25 protein-coding genes and 2 tRNA genes are annotated in these 24628 nt (G+C 52.1%); 20 read left to right on the top strand and 7 right to left on the bottom strand.

The window, feature by feature from the left end; translation table 11 throughout:
- Positions 1 to 22 precede the first annotated feature (22 nt).
- The 3 genes from corA to ELY38_RS04085 all read left to right on the top strand — a co-directional run bounded on the left by corA (position 23) and on the right by ELY38_RS04085 (position 3389).
- Positions 23 to 991 carry a magnesium/cobalt transporter CorA gene (gene corA / locus ELY38_RS04095; protein WP_127060231.1) on the top strand — a complete coding sequence of 323 codons (969 nt, stop codon included), beginning with the start codon at positions 23 to 25 and terminating at the stop codon, positions 989 to 991.
- A gap of 167 nt (positions 992 to 1158) precedes the next feature.
- Positions 1159 to 2340 carry an alcohol dehydrogenase catalytic domain-containing protein gene (locus tag ELY38_RS04090; RefSeq protein WP_127060230.1) on the top strand — a complete coding sequence of 394 codons (1182 nt, stop codon included), beginning with the start codon at positions 1159 to 1161 and terminating at the stop codon, positions 2338 to 2340.
- Positions 2337 to 3389, top strand: a complete 1053-nt coding sequence (locus ELY38_RS04085) for a proline racemase family protein (RefSeq protein ID WP_127060229.1) — start codon at positions 2337 to 2339, stop codon at positions 3387 to 3389. Before ELY38_RS04090 ends, ELY38_RS04085 begins: the two co-directional genes overlap by 4 nt.
- A gap of 7 nt (positions 3390 to 3396) precedes the next feature.
- Here ELY38_RS04085 and arfB read toward each other — a convergent pair whose 3' ends face one another.
- On the bottom strand, positions 3397 to 3825 hold the full coding sequence (arfB, locus tag ELY38_RS04080; RefSeq protein WP_127060228.1) for an alternative ribosome rescue aminoacyl-tRNA hydrolase ArfB: 429 nt from the start codon (positions 3823 to 3825) through the stop codon (positions 3397 to 3399).
- A 70-nt stretch (positions 3826 to 3895) separates the two neighbouring features.
- Entirely contained in the window at positions 3896 to 4843 is a 948-nt protein-coding gene (locus ELY38_RS04075; protein WP_127060227.1) for a D-2-hydroxyacid dehydrogenase family protein, read from the bottom strand.
- Positions 4844 to 4945: 102 nt separating this feature from the next.
- On the opposite strand from ELY38_RS04075, the gene ELY38_RS04070 reads away from it, so the two are divergent.
- From ELY38_RS04070 to ELY38_RS04040, 7 genes are all read left to right on the top strand, one after another.
- Positions 4946 to 5560: a flavin reductase family protein gene (locus ELY38_RS04070; RefSeq protein WP_127060226.1), complete on the top strand. Its 615-nt coding sequence runs from the start codon at positions 4946 to 4948 to the stop codon at positions 5558 to 5560.
- A 311-nt stretch (positions 5561 to 5871) separates the two neighbouring features.
- Positions 5872 to 7977, top strand: coding sequence for a methyl-accepting chemotaxis protein (locus ELY38_RS04065; RefSeq protein ID WP_127060225.1), 2106 nt, complete (start codon positions 5872 to 5874; stop codon positions 7975 to 7977).
- Between the two features lie 138 nt (positions 7978 to 8115).
- Positions 8116 to 8745 carry an SDR family oxidoreductase gene (locus tag ELY38_RS04060; RefSeq protein WP_127060224.1) on the top strand — a complete coding sequence of 210 codons (630 nt, stop codon included), beginning with the start codon at positions 8116 to 8118 and terminating at the stop codon, positions 8743 to 8745.
- Positions 8746 to 8757: 12 nt separating this feature from the next.
- Positions 8758 to 9249, top strand: coding sequence for a metallophosphoesterase family protein (locus tag ELY38_RS04055; protein ID WP_127060223.1), 492 nt, complete (start codon positions 8758 to 8760; stop codon positions 9247 to 9249).
- 125 nt (positions 9250 to 9374) lie between these two features.
- Positions 9375 to 9944 (top strand): DJ-1/PfpI family protein, encoded by a 570-nt coding sequence (locus ELY38_RS04050; RefSeq protein ID WP_127060222.1) that lies wholly within the window; start codon positions 9375 to 9377, stop codon positions 9942 to 9944.
- Between the two features lie 112 nt (positions 9945 to 10056).
- Positions 10057 to 10419, top strand: a complete 363-nt coding sequence (locus ELY38_RS04045; protein ID WP_127060221.1) for a ribbon-helix-helix domain-containing protein — start codon at positions 10057 to 10059, stop codon at positions 10417 to 10419.
- Between the two features lie 153 nt (positions 10420 to 10572).
- The gene (locus ELY38_RS04040; RefSeq protein WP_127060220.1) at positions 10573 to 10914 is read left to right on the top strand and encodes a hypothetical protein; all 342 of its coding nucleotides are present in this window, start codon (positions 10573 to 10575) and stop codon (positions 10912 to 10914) included.
- Positions 10915 to 10917: 3 nt separating this feature from the next.
- Here ELY38_RS04040 and ELY38_RS04035 read toward each other — a convergent pair whose 3' ends face one another.
- The gene (locus tag ELY38_RS04035) at positions 10918 to 11136 is read right to left on the bottom strand and encodes a DUF3820 family protein (protein WP_127060219.1); all 219 of its coding nucleotides are present in this window, start codon (positions 11134 to 11136) and stop codon (positions 10918 to 10920) included.
- A gap of 142 nt (positions 11137 to 11278) precedes the next feature.
- Between ELY38_RS04035 and mqo the strand changes: the two genes are divergently transcribed.
- Entirely contained in the window at positions 11279 to 12982 is a 1704-nt protein-coding gene (mqo, locus tag ELY38_RS04030) for a malate dehydrogenase (quinone) (RefSeq protein ID WP_127060218.1), read from the top strand.
- A gap of 92 nt (positions 12983 to 13074) precedes the next feature.
- Here the strand turns inward: mqo and ELY38_RS04025 are convergent, their stop codons facing one another.
- The gene (locus tag ELY38_RS04025; RefSeq protein WP_127060217.1) at positions 13075 to 13950 is read right to left on the bottom strand and encodes a LysR family transcriptional regulator; all 876 of its coding nucleotides are present in this window, start codon (positions 13948 to 13950) and stop codon (positions 13075 to 13077) included.
- Between the two features lie 130 nt (positions 13951 to 14080).
- On the opposite strand from ELY38_RS04025, the gene ELY38_RS04020 reads away from it, so the two are divergent.
- Positions 14081 to 14506 carry a VOC family protein gene (locus tag ELY38_RS04020; RefSeq protein WP_127060216.1) on the top strand — a complete coding sequence of 142 codons (426 nt, stop codon included), beginning with the start codon at positions 14081 to 14083 and terminating at the stop codon, positions 14504 to 14506.
- A 33-nt stretch (positions 14507 to 14539) separates the two neighbouring features.
- On the opposite strand, the gene ELY38_RS04015 is transcribed toward ELY38_RS04020, so the two are convergent.
- Positions 14540 to 15433, bottom strand: a complete 894-nt coding sequence (locus tag ELY38_RS04015; protein ID WP_127060215.1) for an AraC family transcriptional regulator — start codon at positions 15431 to 15433, stop codon at positions 14540 to 14542.
- A gap of 204 nt (positions 15434 to 15637) precedes the next feature.
- Between ELY38_RS04015 and ELY38_RS04010 the strand changes: the two genes are divergently transcribed.
- Positions 15638 to 16699, top strand: coding sequence for an NAD(P)-dependent alcohol dehydrogenase (locus ELY38_RS04010; protein WP_127060214.1), 1062 nt, complete (start codon positions 15638 to 15640; stop codon positions 16697 to 16699).
- Between the two features lie 160 nt (positions 16700 to 16859).
- Positions 16860 to 18542 (top strand): methyl-accepting chemotaxis protein, encoded by a 1683-nt coding sequence (locus ELY38_RS04005; protein WP_127060213.1) that lies wholly within the window; start codon positions 16860 to 16862, stop codon positions 18540 to 18542.
- A 70-nt stretch (positions 18543 to 18612) separates the two neighbouring features.
- Here ELY38_RS04005 and ELY38_RS04000 read toward each other — a convergent pair whose 3' ends face one another.
- Positions 18613 to 19380 (bottom strand): class I SAM-dependent methyltransferase, encoded by a 768-nt coding sequence (locus ELY38_RS04000; RefSeq protein WP_127060212.1) that lies wholly within the window; start codon positions 19378 to 19380, stop codon positions 18613 to 18615.
- Positions 19381 to 19721: 341 nt separating this feature from the next.
- On the opposite strand from ELY38_RS04000, the gene ELY38_RS03995 reads away from it, so the two are divergent.
- The 3 genes from ELY38_RS03995 (at position 19722) to ELY38_RS03985 (ending at position 21498) form a co-directional block, all read left to right on the top strand.
- Positions 19722 to 19988, top strand: coding sequence for a DksA/TraR family C4-type zinc finger protein (locus tag ELY38_RS03995; protein ID WP_127060211.1), 267 nt, complete (start codon positions 19722 to 19724; stop codon positions 19986 to 19988).
- Between the two features lie 78 nt (positions 19989 to 20066).
- Positions 20067 to 20798 (top strand): oxygen-insensitive NADPH nitroreductase, encoded by a 732-nt coding sequence (gene nfsA, locus ELY38_RS03990; protein WP_127060210.1) that lies wholly within the window; start codon positions 20067 to 20069, stop codon positions 20796 to 20798.
- A 127-nt stretch (positions 20799 to 20925) separates the two neighbouring features.
- Positions 20926 to 21498, top strand: coding sequence for a hypothetical protein (locus ELY38_RS03985; RefSeq protein WP_127060209.1), 573 nt, complete (start codon positions 20926 to 20928; stop codon positions 21496 to 21498).
- 19 nt (positions 21499 to 21517) lie between these two features.
- On the opposite strand, the gene ELY38_RS03980 is transcribed toward ELY38_RS03985, so the two are convergent.
- Positions 21518 to 22042, bottom strand: coding sequence for a helix-turn-helix domain-containing protein (locus ELY38_RS03980; protein ID WP_127060208.1), 525 nt, complete (start codon positions 22040 to 22042; stop codon positions 21518 to 21520).
- A gap of 287 nt (positions 22043 to 22329) precedes the next feature.
- Here ELY38_RS03980 and gltX point away from each other — a divergent pair, with 287 nt between their 5' ends.
- The 3 genes from gltX (at position 22330) to ELY38_RS03965 (ending at position 24163) form a co-directional block, all read left to right on the top strand.
- Positions 22330 to 23808 (top strand): glutamate--tRNA ligase, encoded by a 1479-nt coding sequence (gltX, locus tag ELY38_RS03975; protein ID WP_127060207.1) that lies wholly within the window; start codon positions 22330 to 22332, stop codon positions 23806 to 23808.
- Positions 23809 to 23937: 129 nt separating this feature from the next.
- A tRNA-Ala gene (locus tag ELY38_RS03970) sits at positions 23938 to 24013 on the top strand.
- A gap of 74 nt (positions 24014 to 24087) precedes the next feature.
- Positions 24088 to 24163: transfer RNA gene (locus tag ELY38_RS03965), tRNA-Glu, on the top strand.
- The last annotated feature ends 465 nt before the right edge of the window (positions 24164 to 24628 follow it).

The raw sequence follows: 24628 nt of genomic DNA, 5'->3' as shown, positions 1-24628 counted from the left end.
CGTTAATTAAACAGGGACGACTATGATTCGCAGTATTTTGACAACACCTGATGGGCGAATCCAGGAGGGCGATGAGCGGCTGTTTGAGCAATGGCTTGCAGCTCCGGATAGTCATATCTGGGTTGATATGCAGGGTGAAACCGACGAGTGCGTACAACAGCTGCTTGAACGCTTTGAATGCCATCCGATGGCGATTCAGGATGCCCAAAAAGAGCGTCATCCGCCCAAGATTGAAGAGTTTGATAACCATACGCTGATTATTTATCGCGGTATTTCTTCCTTTGACGCCAAGCTTAACTTTGTCCCTCAGCAAGTATGCTTTTTTATTGGTGAACGCTTTTTAGTGACGCTGCACTCAGGTGTGGCTATGAGCATTGAGCGGCTTTTTAACGAACATGGCAGAACGCTCCTGGCCCTCTCGCCCGAGCAGGTAGCGCTTAAAATCATGTACACCTCGGCAGGGTACTATATTGATAGCCTGCTCGAATTCGAGCAGGAGTTAAGCGATCTTGAAGATGAATTGCTGGATAACGGCAATGACGTATTGATGCGCAAGATCACCACCTACCGCTCTCGATTGGTCAAGATGCGACGGGTGTTTAACTACCATAAAGGCATTACCCAAGAGCTGACAGCTTACGATTACAATCATCTGCCCCGTGAAAACAGTGAAACGCTGCATGCCATTACCGATGTGGCCGAGCGTTTTGAACGGCTCTATACCCTGACACAGATGTATTACGATATCTGTGGTGACTTAGTCGATGGTTATATTTCGATTTCATCGCACCAGCTGAATATCACCATGCGGGTGCTGACGGTGATTACCGCCATCTTCGTTCCCTTGACGTTTATTGCCGGTATCTACGGCATGAACTTTGAGTATATGCCAGAACTTGGCTATCGCTACGGCTACTTTTTTGTATGGGGGGCCATGGTGGGAGTTGCTGGTGTACTGATCTGGCTGTTTAAGCGCAGGGGATGGTTCTAAGCTAACGGGTAGAGAGGGCTGCAGGTAGAGGATAGCGGTAGGTAGAGATAGTTATAGATAAAAATAGTTGTAGGTAGAAATAGTTCTAAATTAATTGGCATTTGAGTCACTCCAAGAGTTTGTTATGGTCGGCCAGTGGTTTTATTCCTTTATCAAGGAGCCTGCCAATGGCCGAATCTGCTACTGCCATTCCCACTACGATGGCTGCCATGCTGCTGACTGGACATGGTGATGTCGAAAAACTGCATTACCGCGAAGATGCCAAGACGCCCACGCCGGGTGCGGGCGAGGTGCTTGTTCAGGTAACCGCAACGGCAAAAAACAACACGGACCGTAAAGCCCGTGAAGGACTTTATCCCACAAAGGAGAAGGGCGATGTCACCTCCTTTGCCATGGGGAAAACGCCAACGCTGACGTTCCCGCGTATTCAGGGAGCCGATGTGGCTGGCCGGGTTGTAGCGGTCGGTGAGGGCGTGGATGCCGAGCGTATTGGTCAGCGTGGCCTGCTCGATTTCAATATCTACGCCGATGAGCGCCGGGATATCAACCTGACGCCCGACTATTATGGGCACGGCGCTGACGGGGGGTATGCCGAATATATTGCCGTACCGGCTGATCAATTTCACCATGTGCCCAACCCAGAGCTGCGTGATGCCGAACTGGCTTCCATGGGCATGTGCTCGTACCAGACGGCCTACCATATGATGACCTCGGCACGGGTAAGTGCGGGGGAGCGTGTGCTGGTAAGCGGCGCGAGCGGCGGTGTGGGCACGGCATTGATCCAGCTCTGCCGGATTGTGGGTGCTATTCCTTACGCGGTCAGCCAGCCAGATAAAACAGAAGCCCTGATCGCGCTAGGCGCCGAGGCGGTGATTGATCGAGGCAACCTGTCGACCTTTGTTGATCGCGTACTCGAAGCCACTAACGGCCAGCCGATTGATGCGGTCATGGATCTGGTTGGCGGTGAAATGACCGATCTGTTTATCGATACCATGATTGTGGATATGCAGAGCCGTCACACCTATCCGCGCCTTTCCATTGCAGGTGCTAGCGGCGGTAATCTCAGTGAGATCATGTGGACGCGTATCTACCTCTATCAGGTGCAGATTTTTGGCGTTTCCCACGGTACCCGAGAAGAAGCCGAGCAGCTCATTGACTGGATTTGTCGCGGCGAGCTCAAGCCTGTCCTTCACGCCACCTTCAAACTTTCCGAGCTGCATACCGCCGAACGCTACTTTGTGAATCGGGACAGTAATTACCTGGGTAAGATCGTAATCGTTCCGGATGCCCAGTGGGAAGCTCACGGTGCCCCTTTTGCTCTCACCTCTACTCAGGAGCCTGACGCGTGAAGAATATCCATACCCTGCAACTGATGGATACCCATGCAGGCGGCGACGTAAGCCGTATCGTGACCGGCGGTATTGATACGCTGCCAGGCGCTACGGTGCGTGAACAGATGGAGTATCTGCGCGACGATGCCGATGGCCTGCGTCGGCTGCTGCTTGAAGAGCCCTACGGCATTCCTGAAATGTCGGTCGACCTGCTGGTACCTGCTACCCGCCCTGAGGCAGTGGCAGGTTATATCATCATGGAGGTAATGGGGTATCCGATCTACTCAGGCTCCAATACGTTATGCACCGCGACCGCCGTGCTGGAGTGCGGCATAGTGCCCAAGCAGGAGGGCATTCAGCGGTTTGCTCTGGAGGCCCCGGCAGGTCTGGTTCAGATTGAAGCGCGTGTGCATAACGGGGTGGTGGAATCGGTGACCTGTGAAGGGCTGCCAAGCTACATTGATACCTACCGCGATACTATTCAGGTGCCGGGGATTGGAGAGGTAACCTACTCGGTTGCCTACAGTGGCGGCTTTTATGCATTGGTGGATGCCACCGAGCTTGGCTTCAAGCTGATTCGTGAGGAAGAGCAGGCGCTTTCAATGTGCGCTCATAAAATTGTGGAGGCCATTCAGGCCAAGCGCGGCTTTTCTCATTATACGCTGGGTGATGTGGGACCTTTACCGTTTCTTCACTTTATGGGGCCGGAAGAGCAGGTGGGGGAAGGCTATGTACGATCACGCTCGACCACCTATGTGCATCCCGGTGTAATCTGCCGAAGCACTACCGGTACGGGCACCTCCGCCCGGCTGGCACTGATGAACTACGAAGGCCGCCTTAACGTAGGCGATAAGCTCGAAACGATATCGCTGCGAGAAACTGGGTTTATCGGCACCTTTACCGGAACCCACCAGGAAGGCGCTTATCAGGTGGTTGAAAACACGATTACCGGGCGCAGCTATGTACTGGCCCATTCCGATATCGTGATTAACTGCGATGATCCGCTGGTGGCCTGTGGCGAGCTGCATCATATCCTGAGCGATCGCCATCCCGCCAAGGCGAGTTAAGAAGGGTTTAATCCGTGGTGCTTGAAGCGGAGACCTTGCCTCGTAGTGACTTGGTCTTGCCTTTACGGGTTTTATGATCCACCCGACGGCGCTGAGAACCTTTGGTCGGCTTTGTTGGGCGGCGCGCCTTTTGCTGTTTGGTCGCGCTTACTATAAGTGATTTAAGGCGGGCGAGGGCGTCCTCTTTATTAAGCTCCAGCGTGCGGTAGCTCTGGGCCTTGATAATTACCACGCCCTCCTTGCTGATGCGCTGGTCGTTCAACAGCATCAAACGTTCTTTATAAAACGCCGGCAGGGTGGAGCGCTGGATATCAAAGCGCAAATGAACCGCTGAGGCCACTTTATTGACGTTCTGACCGCCCGCTCCTTGAGCGCGGATCTGGCTAATATCAATTTCCCAGTCGGCCAAAGTTACATGCGTGGAGATAGTAAGCATCCAATCCTCTGTGTTACGGGTGAGTAATAAGGCTAGCACAACTGGCCCGGAGGGCGACGCGAGAATCAGACTACGCAGCGAGGTTATCGACCGGTTCACCATTAGTAAACGCGACGAGATTTCTAAAGGCATCGCCAAAGTAGAGCTCATAACTATCTTTTTCAACGTAGCCTAGGTGGGGGGTCGCCACGCAGTTGGGCAGTTTAAGCAGCGGGTCGTCACAGACCGGTTCGCTTTCGAAGACATCGACCGCTGCACGCCCTGGCCTGCCCGCCTTAAGGGCGCCAACCAGCGCGCCGGATTCGATGAGTGGTGCACGGCTGGTATTGACCAGAAGGGCGCTGGGCTTCATGCACGCAAGATGTTCTGACGTGACGATTCCTTTGGTGTCCGCGTTCAAGCGCAGGTGAAGGCTGAGCACGTCGGCACGCTGAAAAAGATCATGCTGGCTTTCGGCCATCGTTAGGCCAGCATCAAGTGCTCGTGCTCTTGTGCCTTCACGACCCCACACTAGAACGTCCATTTCAAAGGCTCTACCGTAACGGGCTACCAGGCTACCAATTTTCCCGTAGCCAAAAATGCCTAGCGTGCGGCCTTTAAGGCCGGTGCCAAGGGTGCGCTGCCAGCGGCCGGCCTTGAGGTTTTCCACCTCCTCAGGAAGGTGGCGCATGGCGGATAGTATCAGCCCCCAGGTTAACTCTGCCGCTGCGTAGGGTGATCCTCTGCCAGTCATGACGGTTATTCCATGGCGACGACAGGCGTCCAAGTCTACATGGGCTGCTCCGCCGCCGGTTTGGCTAATCACCTTTAAATTGGGTAAGCGATCAAGCAGGTCTGCGGTAATAGGCGTGCGCTCGCGAATTAATACTATCGCATCGGCTGGGTGGAAACGTTCAACCAGCGCGTCCAGGTCGGTAAGCGTATCGTGATAAACCGTTACCTCATGACCTTTGAGCGCTTCAAAGGCATCCAGTTGGCGCACACAATTCTGATAATCATCGGAAATCACGATCTTCATTGGCAGGTCCTTGGTAGGTATGAAATAACCAAAAAAGCAGCATCGAGAAAGTGCTGTTATAAAGTGATACTACTCTCTAGCCCGGCAATCAAGGAGCAACGCATGAGCGACTATCTATTGGACGAATCACCGTTAAGTGCCGGAATTATCTATCGGCTGCTCTCGGGAAGTATCTGCCCCCGGCCGATTGCCTGGGTGGCTACTCAAGATCTAAACGGGCATGCCAATCTCGCGCCGTTTTCGTTTTTCAATGTGGCAAGCGTTAACCCGCCCGTTTTAGCCTTTGCACCATTGCTGGATGGCAATGCGCAGCCCAAAGATACTGTGCGCAATCTTGAGGAGTTACCTGAATGCGTGGTGCATATTGGCAGTGAAGCGCTTATCGAAGCCCTGAATACTACCAGTGCCAGCCTGCCCAGAGAGGAGGATGAGTTTACATTGGCAGGCTTGGAAAAAGCCCCCATGGCGGGCATCGCGGTGCCACGAGTTGCGGCTTCCCCGGTTGCCTTTGGCTGCAAGCTTTATGAGCTGATTCGGTTTGGCGATCAACCGCTGGCGGGTACGCTGGTTCTAGCGCAGGTAGTTTCCATTCATATTGATGAGAACATATGGGATGGTCGGCATGTGGATATTGACCTTTTAAAACCTATTGGGCGCTTGGCAGGTAATGACTACGTACGCGCGACGGATCGTTTTACTATCGAGCGGCCAGCTTAGCGATTAATGTATTACTAACAGGGAATTTGTAAGCTTTTGTTATTGAGGATTATTTGACCAATACAAGAAGTTACTAAATTAGTCTAAGTATAAATAAGCTTTAGTATCGGCAATTTCTGCCGATACTACTGTTGCGCATTCTTTATAGAAGTAGCGTTTCATACGCCCAAGTTGTTAATTTCTGAAATTTTATTGGGGAATAGTGCCTGTTTTAAGCGCTTCAAGGTTATCCTCAGCTGCTTGAAAATGTGCTTTTTCTCAAAAAAATCAGACGTTACCTGCATGCCTTCAGACACAAGCGAACACGTATAATGAAAAAGACTTTAAGTATCCGCGCCATGCTAATTAGCCTTTTTATTATGGCCATGCTGGGTGCGGTTGCCCTTGCCGCGACCGGCTGGTTCACCAACCAGCGGCTGATCAACTCTCAGCACTATATTACCGGTGACGTACTCCCCCTACAGGATGCCAGCCGCCGCTTGGTGCTCACCATGGCCGCCTATGGCCAACGCCATAACGAACTCCTCGCAGCAGAAAACGAGTCGGCTTTGGAAAACATAGTCTCTGAAGAGACTCTTAATCAACGCTTTATTAATGCCCGTGAAGCGCTTGAAAGAGAGGGCGCTGAGACGCAGCTGGCAACACTTGATAATTACTATAGCTCGCTACTCGACGGTGATGCCGAACTTGAAATGTTACGCCAGGTGGAGCTTGGTTTGAAGGCCGAAATGGCGACTCAGTTGAGTAACATGGAAATGTTTATCAGTAGTGCGATGAGTAGCGCTGAAGAGATCGCCAATGTCTCTGTGCTCAATCAGCAGCGCTATCAGCGCGAGCAAAGAGACCTTATGGAAGCGTGGCGTGAAGATGAAATGACCACGCTCCCTACCACGATATTGGATGGCTTGTTTGTTCAGGGCTCAAATATTGGCCGTTACAGTGCGGATGTGCGTACCGCCTTGGCACTGTTGGCAGGGTATGGTCATCAAATGGTGCAGGCACCCAATAGCGGTGCTCTTTCCATGTTGCGCCAGCAATTTATTCAAGGCCAGTTTAGCCAGGTACGGAGTTCTTTATCGGCTATTCTTGACGCTCCTAATTCTGATGTAAATCAGGCGCGTATGGTTAATGCGCTGGCCGAGGTGGTCGACGAGCTTGAAGGCATTATGCTAACCGGGCCCATGTCGGTGTCCATGCTGCGTGAACAGCAGTTGGAACTTAGTGAGCAGGTTCAGACCGCGCTTGCCAATGTCGCAAGTGCCATGGAGCAAATGCAGTTAGCGCTAGGCGAGGTAGAAAGCTATACCGTTGCTCAGGCGGATAGCGCCGTTAATCGGGCGGAAGCCTTGGCCGCTACCGGATTAACGCTATTGATTGGCGTAACGCTTGGGGTTGTCGCTCTACTGGCTATCTTTGGTTGGCGTACGCTAGTACGTGTTTTGGGACCGCTGGTGGCCATGCGCCAACAAATGGAAAGCATTAGCGGCGCGGCTGGACAAAATGCAGATCTTTCCATGCGCCTTGCGCTACAACGTAATGATGAAGTGGGTCAGACGGCTCAAGCTTTTAACCGCATGATGGATACGTTTGAGAGCATGGTAGCCCAAATCCGCGAAAGCGCGGAAGCCATTGCCGCCAGCAGCCGACAAATTGCTGCGGGTAACGAAAATCTATCCCAGCGTACTGATCAGCAGTCAGCATCTTTGGCGGAAACGGCTTCAAGCCTTGAACAGATCACCTCCACCGTGAAACAAACGGCCGACTACGCGGATCAGGCAAAAGGTGCCAGCGGAAGCGTGGATCAGCGAGCCCGTTCAGCGGGTGATGTGGTTAAACGCACCACGACGGCCATGAGCGATATTCGCGAAGCGAGCCAGAAAATTACTTCAATCATCAAAGCGATTGATGATATTGCCTTTCAAACCAACCTGCTGGCACTTAACGCTTCTGTCGAGGCAGCTCGGGCAGGGGAACAGGGGCGTGGCTTTGCCGTTGTGGCCCAAGAAGTACGTAAGCTGGCCGGGCGCAGCGCCGACGAAGCGGCTCAGATTCGCCATCTGGTGGACGATAGTGTTGCCAAGGTCAGCGAGGGCGAGCATCTGGTTAATGCGTCCAGTGCGCACCTACAAGAGATCATCAACAGCCTTTCAGAAGTAACCCGCTACGTAACGGAAATTGCCGATGCAACGCAAGAGCAGTCCACGGGCATAGAGCAGATCAATCAGGCGATCTCCCAGTTAGACCAGGTAACTCATCAGAACGCACGACTGGTTCAGGATGCTTCAAGCGCAAGCCAGGAGCTGGATGAGCGGGCCGGCGACATGCATACGCTGGTCAGCCGTTTTCGGGTAAGTGATAACGCGGGCCACCAAGCGCTTTCCTTGCCACAGAAAGAGGCACCTGCCCAGCTAACTTAACACTATCGTTTGATCCTTGCTCAGCGAACGTGCCCATGGCACGTTCGCTGTTTTGCGTTTCAGGGGTTGATTTATAGAGACGGTGCCTGCACACATCAATAAGTCATAGCTCAAGCCAAGCACTTACAAGGGGGCAAAATGACGACATTGGTGATTGGTGCCAACGGCCAGATTGGCAAGCAGTTTTGCGAGCTTGCCCAGCAGGCGGGTGCACCTATCAAGGCAATGATTCGCGATGAGCATCAGGCCGAATGGTTTAATAAGCGTCATATTTCCACCGTAGTGGCCGATCTGGAAGGCGAATTGGAGCATGCCTTTGACGGCTGCGATAACGTAGTGTTTACCGCCGGTTCAGGCCCGCATACTGGCCCTGATAAAACCTTGATGATTGATCTCTTCGGGGCGATTCGCGCAGCAGACATTGCCAGCCGGCGCGGGCTTTCCCGGTACATCATGGTGAGCGCTATGCGTGCCGAGCAACCGTTAGATGCGCCGGAAAACATGCGCCCCTATATGGCGGCAAAATTCGCAGCTGACGCCCACCTGCGTCAAAGCGGTGTGCCCCATGTAATTCTTAAACCGGGGCGACTTAGCGATGAAGCGGCCAGCCAGCGGTTTGCAAGTTCCTTTGAAGAGGCCGGGGATAACCAAATCTCTCGGGCGAATGTAGCTTGCGCACTGCTTCATGTGGTGCAAATGCCCAACATCGTTAATCAAGAATATTTGCTGCTGGACGGCGAGCGTCCTATCAGCGATGTCATTAGCTAGTGATGATGCCTAATGACGATAAATGACGCGATAGATATCGTCTTGCCGATAGGTATTATCGCCGACACGCACGGCCTGCTGCGAGATGATGCCCTTATCTGTCTAGAGGAATGTGGGCTGATTCTGCATCTGGGCGATGTGGGGCAAGCACCTGGCGATGAGAGAATACTTACCCGTCTGGCATCGATAGCGCCCTTGTATGCCATTAAAGGTAATATCGATACCGCCCCTTGGGCCAAACAGCTGCCTGAGGTACAAAACTTTACCGTCAATGGATGGCGGCTACATATGGTGCATCGCCTGGTTGACTTTAATGACGCCACGCCTTGTGATGTGGTGTTACACGGCCACTCCCATAAACCGCGTAATGAGTGGCAGGGCGATCAGTTGTTGTTCAATCCAGGGGCGGCGGGTAAGCGTCGCTTCAAGCTACCCATTACGCTCGGCAAATTATGGCTTGAAGAGCATCAGATAAAGCGCGCCATTGTGCACTTGCCGCTTTGATGGCGCGTTTTTGGCCATAGTAAGCATTGTAGTAATGACGTACTACCCTTGAAGAAAAAGCGCTTGTTAGGCTTGTGTTACACGCTCAGCGTGTACTTGATGATAAAACAATAAGGAGTACGGAGATGAGCAGCAAGCGTATCTTGATGATTACCGGCGACTTTACTGAAGATTACGAAACTATGGTTCCCTTTCAGGCATTGATGGCGGTCGGCCACGAGGTCGATGCCGTTTGTCCTGGAAAAGCGTCGGGTGAAACCGTGGCCACGGCGATTCACGATTTCGAAGGCGATCAAACCTATTCTGAAAAGCCTGGCCATCGTTTTGCACTCAATGCCGATTTTGAGCGTATCAATCCCGCCGATTATGACGCCTTGGTGGTACCCGGTGGGCGTGCCCCGGAATACCTGCGTTTAAACAAAGAGGTGTTAACAATGGTGCGGCACTTTTTTGTGACCAATAAGCCAGTTGCTGCAATCTGTCATGGCGCACAATTATTAGCGGCCGCAAAAGTGCTCGAAGGAAGGCAGTGTTCTGCATACCCTGCCTGCCAACCGGAAGTCGAACTGGGGGGAGGCCATTTCGTCCATATAGAGGTAAGTGAGGCAGTAACGGATGGCAACTTGGTAACGGCTCCCGCTTGGCCAGCGCACCCGGCTTGGCTTGCTCAGTTTATGGCGCTGCTAAACAAGTGAGCACTGGAACGTAATCATATCAAGCGAAGCATACGCGCCTAACAGGCATTGGGCGCGTAGCGTATTTTCCCGCTATGCTAACGGCTTATCTGAACGTTAAGAGATCACGCCCATGTGTAAACTCTTTATTCACGCCAATCCTGAGCTGTGGTCCAGCGCTACGCATTCATTGCGCATCGATGGCATGGTGACTAGCGTGCGAATGGAACACTACTTCTGGCACATTCTGGAAGAAATCGCTAGGCGAGATGGTATGAATACTGCTCAGTTGATTACCCGCTTGTACCATGAATCTATCGACGCTGGGCATGACTTGGGTAACTTCACCTCGTTTTTACGCGTCTGCGCGCTACGTTATCAAGCGCTCCAACTGACGGGAGATATCCCCACTCAGCATGGGGTGCCTATCGCAACCCTGGATGCTGAGGGGATTTTAGCGCGTGAAAGCCGTCCCAAGCGCAACCAGATGCATTAGATGCATTAATAGCTAGCTCTCCAATGCCGAGAGGGCCGTATGGTTTAATGGCATACAGATAACTGCCGTTCGAACGTTATAGCGAGTAGCGGTTGCGATGATAATGAAGGCCATCACTGGATAGTGGCGGATGTAGTAACTAACAGGATTTTCATGGCAGATATAGCAACAGCTGTACGCCAATTGCTAACCGCAGCACCTGAAAAAGCGCTACCAATGACGTATCAGCAAGTGGCTGCATCACTGGGATTAACGCCTCCAGGAACAATACAGCGTGTCGCTCAGGCGCTAGAGCAGCTTATGCGCGATGATGCTGCTTCCCGTCAGCCATTTATCGCCGCACTGGTAGTAAGCCGCCGGGGCGAGAATATGCCCGCCGCTGGCTTTTTTGAGCTGGCCGTGGCGCTTGGCCGTTTTCCTGCTGACCCCAGACAACATGCAGAAGCTTATCGCACTGAATATCGGCAAGCATTGGTATCCCGCGTCAACGCGTAAACTTTATTGAGAAGGCTTGCGTAACGGGTCCAGCAAACCGCTTAACCCGTTATGATCAATTTCCTGCATCAGTTGCAGCAACTGGCCAATCTCGCCTGATGGGAAACCCTCCCGCGCAAACCAGTTAAGGTACGGGCCGGGCAGGTCGGCAATCAGCAAACCTTGGTGTTTGCCGAATGGCATCGTGCGGGTTACCAGTTTTTCAAGGTCTTCAGGTCTCATGTCTTACTTCCCTTTGGGTTTTTCTATCGTGCTGGTTTCCGAAAAGATGTAATTTTGTTAGACTTTGGTCGACAAATAATACCCCCTCGATGCCGAGCATTTACAGCTTCGGCAAGTTATTTCTGTATCGTCAGGATATGAGATGCATAAGCATTTAAGTTTATTACTCTGCACGCCGCTTCTAGCGATGGCAGCGATGCCCATTGCGGCGGATGAGCCTGTTGATGTTGTATTGATTGGTGGCGGTATCATGAGCGCCACGCTAGGTACCTATCTTCAAGAGTTAGAACCCGATTGGGATATTCATCTTTACGAGCGCCTGGGTCAGGTGGCGGAAGAGAGTTCCAACGCCTGGAACAATGCAGGCAGCGGTCACTCTGCCTTTATGGAAATGAACTATACACCGGGCGATGGCAACCACGTTGAAATTGAGCGTGCGGTTAAAGTTACCGAACAGTTTGAAATTTCCCGTCAGTTCTGGGCTCATCAGGTCGACCAGGGAATCCTGAGCGATCCAAAAGCTTTTATCAATTCGGTACCGCATTACGCGCTGGTGTGGGGGGAAGACGATGTTGCTTTCCTGCGCGAACGTTATGCTCGCATGACTGAAAACCCGCTATATGAAGGCATGGAATACTCGGAAGATCGTGAAGAGATTGCCGAGTGGATGCCGCTTGTCATGGCAGGTCGTGATGAAAACGAGCCCGTTGCTGCGACTCGCATGCAAATAGGTACCGAAGTCAATTACGGTGCCCAGACTCGCCAGCTGATCGAAGGCCTGGGCGCTAGCGATAACTTTACCCTGTCGGTTAACAGTGAAGTACGTGGCCTTGAGCGTAATGACGACGATACCTGGCACGTGACGGTCAAAAACCTGGAAAGCGGTGATGAAACCACCGTTGATGCCCGGTTCGTGTTTATTGGTGCTGGCGGTGCGGCCCTGCCGCTTCTTCAGGAATCAGGCATTCCTGAGGCTGATGCCTATGCAGGTTTCCCGGTGGGTGGCCAGTTCCTGTACACCACCAATCCTGAGGTTGTGGCCCAGCACCCGATCAAGGTGTACGGCAAGGCTGGTGAAGGATCCCCGCCCATGTCAGTACCGCACCTTGACTTCCGTAACCTGGATGGCGAGCCTGCGCTATTCTTTGGCCCGTTTGCCACCTTCTCAAGCAAGTTCTTGAAAGAAGGCTCTTGGACCGACCTGTTTGGCTCTATGACATTTAACAATGTCTGGCCGACGGCTCAGGTGGGCATGCACAATTTCAACTTGGTGCGCTACCTGGTGGGGCAGGTCATGATGTCTGAAGAAGACCGCTTTGAAGCGCTGCAGGGTTTCTATCCTGAAGCGAACAGCGATGACTGGAAGCTGTGGACAGCCGGTCAGCGGGTTCAGATTATCAAGAAAGATCCTGAGCGTGGCGGCCTCCTGCAGTTTGGTACCGAAGTAGTAAGTTCTGAGGACGGCTCAATTGCAGCACTTCTGGGAGCTTCACCAGGTGCATCAACCGCGGCTCCCATCATGCTTCATTTGTTGGAGAATGTATTCACTGAGCGGGTGCAAAGCGATGCGTGGCAGGAAAAACTCACGCAAATCATACCGTCTTACGGTCAGCGCCTTTCGGAAAACCCGGAGCTGCTGCGTGAAATGCGGGCGTATACAGCAAAAACACTTAAGCTGAACGAGCCGGTGAATGCTGCTGAAACAGGCACCGACGCTCAAACAGAAGTTGAAAACGCTCAGCCTGAATCAGAGGCCGCTGATGCCGGTGATGAAAGCAGTGCTGACGAAAATGCTGATACACAGAGCGAAGGTCAAGACGCTGAAACAGAAGAAGTTGCTCTGTAAGGTTTTACCTACTCAAGCCTGAGTGTACCGACGTGTCATATCAGGCGTGATTGATAACGCTAGCCCCTTTTAAGGGGCTAGCGTTTTTTTATTCAATAATGAGGGTTGGCAGCTTCACAAATCAACTGGGCAAGGGCGCGGGCCGGGGCACTCAACTGGCTGCTTGCGCGATGAATCAGCCCTACATCGCGATGGAACGTATGTTCATCCAGCGCGATAGCGCGCACTGCTGCTGGCCAGGGCTGCAGAGCAGCCACCTCCGGTACCAGGGCAATGCCCACGCCGTTGGCAACCAGCTGGATAATGGTATCCAGTTCGTCCACCTCACACAGCTCACGCACATGACAATGTTGGCCGCGTAAAAAGCGGTCGACCTGACGACCTCCAAACGAGGTACGGTCGTAGCGCACAAAAGGCTCGCGGGCCAGCAATTCACGCCAGTCATTACCTTCAATAGAGGTCGGTACTATCAGCCGGTAAGGTTCATGGGCAAGCGTCGTCCAGCGTAAATCGCTGTGCAGCGAAAAAGACGGGCGAATAATAGCCGCCATATCAAGCTCACCTGCATCCACCTGATTGACCAATCCCATGGAAAGGCCGGGCAGTACCCGCGTGCGGCAATCGGGGTAGGCTTGATGAAAGCGCGCCAGCGCATCGGGCAGTAGCGAGCGTTGGATAGAAGCAATCGCCCCGATATTGACGGGCGTGCTGACAGGCGCTCCAGTATTGGCTTCGCCAAGCGTTCGATAAAGCGCCAACAGCGTATAGGCCTGCTGCAATACCGCTTGCCCTTGGGGCGTTAGTGCCGCTGTACGGCCTTTACGTACGAATAGGGAGATACCCAGCGATTCTTCCAGGCGTTTCATCTGTGCGCTCACCGCGGCCTGGGTCAGCCCACTTTTTTGAGCTGCTGCCGCAAAGGTCCCTTCCTGAGCGATGGCGGTCAGGGTTTTTAACTCGCGTATCATTGATAAATAATTTTTGTGATTTGGCCAAAAAGATATTGATTTTATTTTCCCATGCACCGGCCTACGATGGCTATTACTAACTGAGACCTTATACCGGTTACCTTATAACGATAGAGTGCAGGAGATCATCATGAGCCTTTCCCCCTTCCACCTTGCCATCCCTGTTTATGATGTGGCGCTGGCCCGCGCTTTTTACAATGATGTATTTGGGCTGGAAGAAGGGCGCTCCAGCGAAAACTGGGTCGATTTCAATTTCTTTGGCCACCAGTTGGTCATTCATGGCCACCCTAAAACGCCTAGCCAGGAGAATGCTCACACTAACCCTGTGGATGGCCATGATGTACCGGTGCCGCATTTTGGCGTGATTCTGGAATGGGACGAGTGGGAAGAGCTGGCCGAGCGCTTGAAGTCACGCAACACCGTCTTTGTCATCGAGCCCTACGTGCGCTTTAAAGGCGAAGTGGGTGAGCAGGCCACCATGTTCCTGCTCGACCCTTGCGGTAACGCGCTGGAGTTCAAGGCCTTTAAGGACAAGAGCCAGATTTTTGCTAAGTAAGTTTACCAAGCGAGCTTGCTAAATAAGCCTTAATTACCTCTGCAGCATCTGTTCATGACGGCGATGCTGCAGGGGGGACTCGCCAAAATAGCGCTTATAATCCCGGCTGAACTGAGGCACGCTGCGATAGCCTACGGCCGATGCGGCCTGGTTAACGTTATGATTATTTTGTAAAAGTAGCTGCTGCGCTTTGATCAAACGTAGCCGTTTTACGTACTGGGTAGGTGATGACCGAGTAATCTGTTTGAAGTGCTGATGAAACGTCGATGTACTCATATTGGCCTGTTCCGCCAGTTTCTCTACGCTGATGTCATTGGCGAAGTGAGCGTGGAGTTGGGAGAGCACCCGCACAATACGTGAGTAGTTTCCATGCCCTAATATCAGCGCTCTGAGCGCTTGGCCCTGTTCTCCTTTTAACGCTTCAAAGACCACATCGCGAATCCGCGCAGCACCCATTGTGTTGCACTCAATTGTTTCATGCAGAGTACGCGCCAAGCGAAAAACAGCTTCTTGCATGCCATCAGTCATTGCTACTGATGCCATTGGCAAGGGTGCCTTATCCTGATGACCCGTATCGCCCATTGCCGTGACCATTTCGCTTAACAGCGCCGGATCAAGGCGTACTGAAATACCCAGTAAAGGAGCCTCAGGAGCACCGTAGGTTTCGCACTCAAAGGGTAAGGGTAGCGTCTGAACTAAATAGTGTCCTGGGTCGTAATGGATTTCGCGATCACCCAAGTAGCCTAGCTTCCGCCCCTGAGCAATGATGATCAGACTAGGCTCATAGATCAGCGGAGTGCGCTTTTGATGACGCCTTAAGCACAGCAGTGACACACCCGGCAGCCGCGTCTCGGTCATCCCATCGTTTTCTACAAGGGGATAAATGACGTCAGCCAGTGTATTGCCAACCTGAGCCGTAAGGGGCATAGGGAACTCTTTAATAATGGTGGATTTTATAGAATCATAACGTTTTTTTACTTTTTATTGTTATTTTATTACGTGGGTTTGGAGTAATAGGCAAAAATTACGGAGCTTCGTTCATCGCTATCTTGGCGGATTAAGCCAATAATGAGAGTCAATCCTCGCGCGTGAGGAAATACATGCTTTCATGTAAGACAAGGAGTCCTACCTATGAGCCAAGTAAAATCTTATGCGGCCTTTGCTGCCGACAAGCCCTTAGCCCCCTTTAATTTTGAACGTCGCCAGCCACGTCCCGATGACGTAGCAATTGAAATTCTCTATTGCGGCGTATGCCATAGTGACCTGCACTTTGCCCGTAACGATTGGGGGATGAGTCAATACCCGGTAGTGCCAGGCCATGAAATTGTTGGCCGTGTGACCTCTGTTGGTGACAAGGTATCGCGTTTCAAAACAGGCGACCTGGTCGGCGTTGGCTGCATGGTAGATTCCTGCCGCACCTGTAGTGCCTGTAAAGATGGCGTTGAACAGTACTGCCTGGAAGGGTTTACCATGACCTATGGCAGTGAAGATCGCCAAGACGGCACGACGACTCAGGGTGGCTACTCCGACTCTATCGTGGTCAGTGAGCACTTTGTACTGCAAATGCCTGAAGGGATCGATTTAGCCTCCGCGGCGCCGATCCTCTGCGCCGGTATCACGACGTATTCGCCACTCAAGCATTACGGCGTCAAAAAGGGGCATAAAATCGGTGTAATTGGCATGGGCGGCCTAGGACATATGGGCGTTAAGCTTGCCAAGGCGCTGGGCGCCGAAGTAACGGTTTTCACTCGTTCCGACTCCAAGGTGGAAGAAGCTAAGCGTAATGGTGCCGACCACGTTGTGGTGTCCACCGACCAGGCGCAGATGGATGCGGTGGCTGAAAACTTCGACTTTATGCTCGACACCGTACCCGTACAGCACGATCTAAACCCTTACCTGGCTTCGCTTAAATACGACGGCACGCACATTATTGTCGGCTTGCTGGAGCCTATTGAACCCGCTATTGAAGCCTTCAATCTGGTATTCAAGCGCCGTGTAGTGGCAGGTTCATTGATTGGCGGTATTGCGGAAACCGAAGAGCTGCTCAAGCTATGCGCTGATCAAGGTATTACCTGCGATATCGAAATGCTTGATATCAATAATATCAACGAAGGCTTCGAGCGTATGGCAAAAGGCGATGTGCGCTATCGTTTCGTGATTGATATGGCAACGCTTAAGAATACCGCTGTTTAAACAGCTCGGGTATTTATCTACCCACCGTGGCCTCGGCCACGGTGGGTTTTTTATGCCTTCTTGTTATACATAGGTCGATAGCGCCCCGCAAATTGCTTCAGCTTGGTTTACTCCGGCCGATACCTATAAGCGAATCATAAAAAACAAAGGGATCAATAGGATGAGACATCTTTCAATTAAGTGGAGTTTAACGGCGGCGTTAGCCTTGATGGTGCTCATGATCGGGTTGATCAGCGGGCTGGGGTTTTATGCTAACCATACCAGCGGCAGAGCCCTTGAAGAGTTGGCCGATATCAATGTGCGGTTAACCAATCTTGCTAACCGCACCCAGGTAAATGCACTAAGAGCGCAAACTTTTCTCGATCGTTTTGCAAGCTACAGCACTCAGGGGAATCCTGAAAAAGGTCATGAAAACCTGCAGTTAGCCATTGAGGCCGTGGCGGCGGCCCAAGCGAACTTTGACGAATTCAGAGCTTTGCCAGTACCTGTGGAAAGCGAGCTTGCCAGCTACCGTGAGGCTATCGTGCTGAGCTATGAAGCGTTTATCACTGAAGGCATTGTCCCCCTGCTGGATGCGCCGCCGTTTCAGGTGCAGCGCCGCCAGGAAGCATTAGGCGAAAGCGGTGTACAGTTAGACGAAGCCATGCATGAGTTTATCACCTATACCGAAGCGCGGGGGCAGCGTGTAATCGAGCAGGTGGAAAACCTCACCCAAACCATCGGAGCGATAGCGATCGCTTTGCTCATTCTTTCATTGACTGCCGCCATCATTATCCGCATGGCCATGATGCGCAGCGTTGTACGCCCACTTAATCAGGCCATTGCTCACTTCGCCACTATTGCAGATGGGGACTTGACCGACCGTATTGAAGCACGCGGGCGTAACGAAGTAGGCCAGCTATTTAGCGCGCTGGCTGACATGCAAGCCAAGCTGAAAACCCTGGTGCTTTCCTTACGTAGCAGTAGTGAAAGCGTCTTTAATGGTGCAGGCGATATCTCGGTGGGAAGCCAGGATCTCTCTTCACGCACCGAACAGCAGGCGTCTGCACTGCAGCAAACGGCTTCCAGCATGGAGCAGATGTCAACCACCGTCAGTAAAAATGCGGAGACAGCGCAAACCGCTGATCAGCTATCGGCAGCGGCTTCCCAGTCAGCGACGGCGGGGGGAGAGGAGGTTCAACGCACGGTAGCTCTGATGCGTGAAATAGCAGCCAGTGCAAACCGCATTAACGATATTATCGGCGTTATCGACTCGATTGCTTTTCAAACCAATATTCTGGCTCTCAATGCCTCGGTGGAAGCGGCCAGAGCCGGTGAGCAGGGGCGTGGATTTGCAGTGGTGGCCAGTGAGGTTCGCTCGCTTGCTACTCGTAGTGCCGCTTCGGCAAAAGAGATCCGTAGCCTGATTGAGCAGACGACTTCACAAATCAATAGTGGCGCTGAACAGGCAGAACGCAGTGGCGCGACCATTTCACAAACGGTGCAGGCAATCGGGCAGGTGACAACGTTAATGGGCGAGATATCCACCGCAAGCCGGGAGCAAAATGGGGGTATTGAACAAATTAATGCTGCACTGACAGAAATGGATTCGGTGACTCAACAAAATGCGGCACTGGTGCAACAAACCAGCAGCGCGGCTAGCGCGCTTGAAGGCCAGGCGCGCCAACTGGCAGAGCTAATGGCTACCTTTCGTCTTGATGAGCAGGCAGGTAGTACTCATCAAAAAACATTAGTTACCTCACCGCTACCTGCTCCACATACCGTGCAAATGGATAGATCTTCTGGCGCTAACCCTTCGCGGAAGGTGTTGGTCAAGGAAACTGATGACTGGGATGAGTTCTAAACCGACCCTGTCGACCACCTGTTAGTCTCTACAGCCGTAACGCGCATTGGCAGGTGGTGGGCGCACAGCTTTATGCATGAGCGGATACGCGCAGGCGTACGTAATCGGCGGTCCAATTACCCTGACCATCGTTCAAGCTGTGAGAAAGTAGCATTAAGGTATTATCAATAATTGAGTGGCGTAGATCTTCCTCCAGGCCGCTCAGGAAGGGATTGGCGAAGGTTTCAAGCCAGCCCGCCATGCCGGTGGGCAGGGGAGTGGGCCGTGGGATCAATTCAATTGTATCGACCTTGAATCCTACAGTTTGCAGGATGCTGGCGTACTCTTCGGTGGTTGGGAAGTACCACGGATGACGTCCGCGAGCACTGATCCCCCGAAACTGCAGTGAAGCAATCAGGGCAGTACAGATAGCCGCCACGTTGCCGTGCCCCCCAAACTCTGCCACAAACCGGCCACCCGGCTTTAGCGCCCGCTTTACACCAGCCAAAACCGCTTGAGGATCAAGCATCCAGTGAAGCGCGGCGTTGCTGAAAACGGCATCGAACTCATGGTCAAAAGGAAGCTCGTGAGCATCGACAACGCGAGCATTAATACCACGCTTGCGGGTGGCGTCCACCATGTCTTCTGAGCTATCCACGCCTAATACATCGGCGCCCAGTTGGACCAAACGCTCGGTTAGTGCGCCATCGCCACAGCCTAGATCCAAAATACGCTGGCCTGGTTGGGGAGATAAAAGCTTAACAACGTCGTGGCCTAGTTGAGGTACAAAGTGAGCATTTTCAGCATAGTGGCCAGCATTCCACTTCTGACCAGACGCGTGAGGCGTAATATTATCCATGGTGGCTTCCTGGCATCGTTATATTTTGCATGGGGAGTATAAAGAGTATAGTCCGGAGCGACATAACGTCTTCTCTTGCCGAAGAATAAGGCGTTATCCCGACAAACGGTGCATGATACGACCAATGAAAACACAATGGTCAGTAGCAATTAGCTTGATTTATTTAATTTCTTCATTCTTATCCGTTTGATGCAGATTCGTCAGGTGACTGCAAAAGGTGAGCACCATGGCGGCAGCATAGATGACTGTTTTACGGCGCAGGATTTCAGTCAACCGGTGCTTTATCGCTTGTTCAAATACTTCTATTCTTGATAAACAGCCAATTAAACAGGAGAGTAGTGATGGCCGGGGGGTGGGCAAAGGATGGCGCCGAGCAGGAGCAGATTGAAAGAACGCTGGATGATGCCGTTGAGAGAGCCCGTAGTCAGCTTCCCCGCGGGGAAAGTCGTCGGTACTGCGAAGAGTGCGATACACCCATTCCTGAACCGCGCCGCCTAGCTGTGCCCGGCGTTCGGCTGTGTATAGCGTGTCAGAGCGAGCAGGATAAAAAACAGTCAAATGTCAGCGGGTATAATCGACGGGGGAGTAAAGATAGCCAGCTGCGCTAGTAGGGATTTACTTGCATTGAGTAAAGTTGCCCTCATTAGGTAAAGCGTCAAGTTCGTTATTTAGATAAGCGAGGTACCATGAACGACGTCATCAAGCTGCTGAAATCCCACCGCTCCATTCGCAAATTCAGTGACCGCCCTATTCCGCATGAATTACTGGTCGAGCTTATCCAGGCAGGGCAAGGAGCGGCCACGTCCAGTCATGTTCAGGCCTACACCGTCATTCATGTTAAGAACCCTTCCAACCGAGAGCAGATTGCCGAGCTGGCGGGTGGGCAAAGCTATATAGCCAGCTGCTCCGACTTTCTGGTCTTCTGCGCGGATATGAAGCGTCCCACCGAAGCATCAGAGCGGACCGGCGCCAATGTCATCCGTGGTATGACCGAACAACTTCTGGTTGCCACCGTGGACACCGCATTGATGGCACAAAATGTCGCCACAGCGGCTGAGTCAGAAGGGCTTGGTATCTGTTATATCGGCGGTATTCGTAATAACCCCCAGGCCATCAGCGATCTATTGAAACTACCTGAACAGGTCTATCCCGTATTCGGAATGTGTCTGGGTTACCCGGAGCATGAGCCTGAAGTTAAGCCCCGCTTGCCGGTCGAGGCCATTTTAAAAGAAGACTATTACAGTGACGACGGCGAACAGGTCGAGGCATTTGATACCACCATGCAGGCTTACTATCAGTCGCGCAGTAGCAGCAATAAAAATACTGACTGGTCACATAATCTTACGCCACTCTTTGATAGCAAACTGCGGCCCCATATGCGCGAGTTTCTGATTGAGCGAGGCTTTGAAATGAAGTAAGCGCCTAGAGGCGTAACCCTCGCTCTTGCTCCTGTTTTGACATAACTTTACTTCGTGAACGGTCTGATTCACTGTGGCCAACAGGTTGCAGTGATAACCTGTAAGTTGCCGTTGTCGAGGAAGCATAATGCATAAGCTACACACAGGCTTTAGCCTGATACTGGTGTCTTTGTTGGTGCTAGTAGGGTGCGGTGGCTCGGAAGAAGAGCTACCACATGAATCGTCAGAGCAGACACCTGCTCCCGCTCAAGTGGATGCGTCGGTCGTTGTAGAAGAGCAGGCCGAACCCTTGAATGTGATGATTTCCACCTCCGTTTCGCTGCGCAGTGACCGCCGCTTGATGGTGGAGGGCGAGACTAATTTGCCTGATAGTGCTCAGGTACAGATTGTTGTCGAACGTGAGTTGAGCCGTGTTCGTTGGCAGTCGCGCACCGCGGTAAGCGATGGTCGCTTTAGCGCAGGGCCGTTTGGTTCGGGAAGTGGCTTGCCGGATGGTGGATACATGGTTCGCGTACAGCTCTCTGAAGCGAGTGTTCAGCCTGTCGCCGTACAGAAGCGTATTGGTGAAAAGGGCGAGCATTTGGCGGGAGAACTAGTCAGTCAATCCCGCCATGGGTTAGGTCAGGTGGCCACCTACTCACGCCGTTTCTTGGTGGGGGATGAACCAAGACGTACACGTGACCAGGTGGAAGTTCATTAAACGATAGGGGAGAGATGCTTTAGACAGAACGCCAATGCGCTAGCAGTACCGCATGAATTGCCGTATCAGAAGGCGCTTTTGCAAAATGCTCAAGAACAAAGCGCTCATCGCGTTGAATGAGATAATGCCCAGCTTTATGGAATACATGTGTTGGGCCAAGTAGCAGCAGATCATTAGCCGCGACTGGTGAAAAGTCCGTATCCGGGCCGGGGGTAGCCATGATGCACGGTGCTTTCCAATCAATATTCAAAGACAGGTAGTGAGGAACAGTTATCGTGGTTGCCTGTACTTGTTCCCAGGGGAGGGGACCAGTATGGGTCAACGTCAATAGCTGAGGGGCAGTATCACCTTCTAACAGGGTAGCCAGCGAGCAATCCAACGCCTCGGCAAGCGCGACTAGGCGCTCATGACCGATTTGTTTGATAGCTCCAGACTCCCAGTAAGAAATGGTGACATCAGACACACCAACTTTGCGCGCCAGGGCAGCCTTGTTAAGCTTGGCCCTAAGCCGCAATTGCTTTATACGTGAGCCTAGCGATTCCATTTCGATTTCCTATAAATGAGCGTTATCAGCTCGTTAAGTTAACTTTTACCGCTTGTACGGTGATAGAGGCATTCTGGATGCATTTAAAGCTCTTTTTTATGCACAATCGCCAATTTTGACGACAACACAATTCTAAGCGATTGTGTAAAACCGCGCATCCTGAAATCTATAACCTTATTATGTTTACTTTGACGCTTTTATACGTAAGACGTTCCTTCCATGGCGCTGTTGGTTGCGCGTAGGGTAGGTATAATATTGCTACGCTTTCTCGCTATAAGGATGTCTTGATGACCGTTCGCACTCGCATAGCCCCTTCCCCCACGGGTGACCCCCACGTTGGTACGGCTTATATTGCGCTGTTTAACCTATGCTTTGCGCGTCAGCATGGCGGGCAGTTTATCTTACGTATCGAAGATACGGACCGCGTACGCTCAACGCCTGAATCCGAAAAGATGATTCTGGATTCCCTGCGCTGGCTGGGGCTTGAGTGGGATGAAGGCCCAGACGTAGGCGGACCACACGGCCCATACCGCCAAAGTGAGCGTGGGGAAATCTATGCCCAATATGCTCAGCAACTCCTGGATGCCGGTCACGCCTTTAAATGCTATCGCACTGCCGAAGAGCTGGATGCGCTGCGCGAATCGCGTAAGGAAGCCGGCTTGCAGTTGGCCTTCAAACCTAGCGATTTAGCGCTGGATGATGCAGAAGTGACTCGCCGTGAGCAAGAAAGCTGGCCCTACGTCGTGCGCATGAATGTGCCAAGCGAAGGCGTCTGTGTCGTGAAGGACATGCTGCGCGGGACGATTGAAGTCGATTGGGCACAGGTTGATGCTCAGGTACTGCTTAAGTCCGATGGCATGCCAACTTACCATCTAGCCAATGTGGTTGATGACCACCTGATGGGTATCACCCACGTACTGCGTGGCGAGGAATGGATCAACTCGGCGCCCAAGCATCAGCTGCTGTACGAGTACTTTGGCTGGGAAATGCCCGAGCTGTGCCATATGCCGCTGCTGCGTAACCCTGATAAATCAAAACTTTCCAAGCGCAAAAATCCCACCTCGATTAATTACTATCGTCGGATGGGCTTTTTACCTCAGGCGGTTACTAACTACCTGGGGCGCATGGGCTGGTCGATGCCCGATGAGCGCGAAAAGTTTAGCTTGTCCGATATGATGGAAGAGTTCGATATTCAGCGCGTATCGCTAGGTGGGCCGGTATTTGATCTTGAAAAGCTGACGTGGCTCAACGGTGTATATATTCGCGAAGATCTTGACGATGACGCACTGCTAAACGCGCTGCGCGAATGGGCGTTCAATGAGGCGTATGTCAAGCAGATCCTGCCCCAGGTGCGCCCACGTGTAGAAACGCTTTCGCAGGTAATGCCGCTCGCCGGGCACTTCTTTTCAGGGTTGCCTGAACTGAGCGAAGATGACTTCAATAGTGTCAAAGTTGAGAAAGAGGAGTTGGTAAAACTGCTGCAGTTCTTGGTATGGCGTCTTGAAGCCGTGCCGGCCTGGAATAAAGAAGCGCTGCTTGAAGAGGTAAAGAGCCTTGCAGCCCACTTCGAGCTAAAAATGAAGGTGTTTCTGGCTCCTGTGTTTATCGCCATTACCGGAAGTGCGTCCAGTACGTCAGTAATGGATGCAATGGCGATTCTGGGCTCGGATGTAACCCGAGCGCGCCTGCGCAGCGCCATGGATGTGCTGGGTGGGGTTTCCAAGAAGCAGGCGAAACGCTTCGAGAAAGAGTATCGTGACCTGTAAATCGCTAAGCTGATCGCCCTGGAAAACGCCATTTTCTGTACTCATTATGTATTTGGCGTTTTCCTGTGATCGAGAGGGTTGACGAAGGCGAGGGTAATCAGTACTATACGCTCCGTCTTCAAGACATGTGGGGCCTTAGCTCAGCTGGGAGAGCGCAACACTGGCAGTGTTGAGGTCAGCGGTTCGATCCCGCTAGGCTCCACCACGATTGTTATGATTCGTTTTTTAATCATTGCAATGAGGTTACTGGCTAATAGCCGGTAGGCTGATCGTTTAAACGTCCCATTCGTCTAGTGGTCTAGGACACCGCCCTTTCACGGCGGTAACAGGGGTTCGAACCCCCTATGGGACGCCATCACTTTGCATACTCTCCTATTTTTAATACAGCAATGATCTCATTCATTTGCTGTGTTTTGCCTGCCTGATGCTTTCTGAAAGCAAGCTGAATTCTCCCTTTTTGCGAGGATTTTTGCTTGACTTGTCCACTTTTTGTGATCTTTTAAGCGAGTTGTGCACAACTCGTTATATCCTCTCGAAAAAATATTCGAAATAGCTTATTTCTTTTAAAATCAATGCGTTATATAAGATCAAAAAATAACCAATTTAAGGCTAGGTCACTGTTCATGGCGATTGCGGGACGTTTTCGAGTGGTTATAAACAAGCTTATCCACAGATAGTGTGGAAAACATTTTTCTAAGCCAGCTGGCAGGAATGTCAAGCCTTATTGACGGTCTCAAGCCGCTTTTTTAAGTGGTGCTTTCGTCTACTGCAGGCATGAAGGTGGAAGGACTGTCGCGGCTATAGAGTCCTGTAGAAGTGT

Source organism: Vreelandella nanhaiensis, assembly GCF_003990185.1.
Taxonomy (GTDB): domain Bacteria; phylum Pseudomonadota; class Gammaproteobacteria; order Pseudomonadales; family Halomonadaceae; genus Vreelandella; species Vreelandella nanhaiensis.
This window is presented reverse-complemented; position numbering and strand designations above follow the sequence as displayed.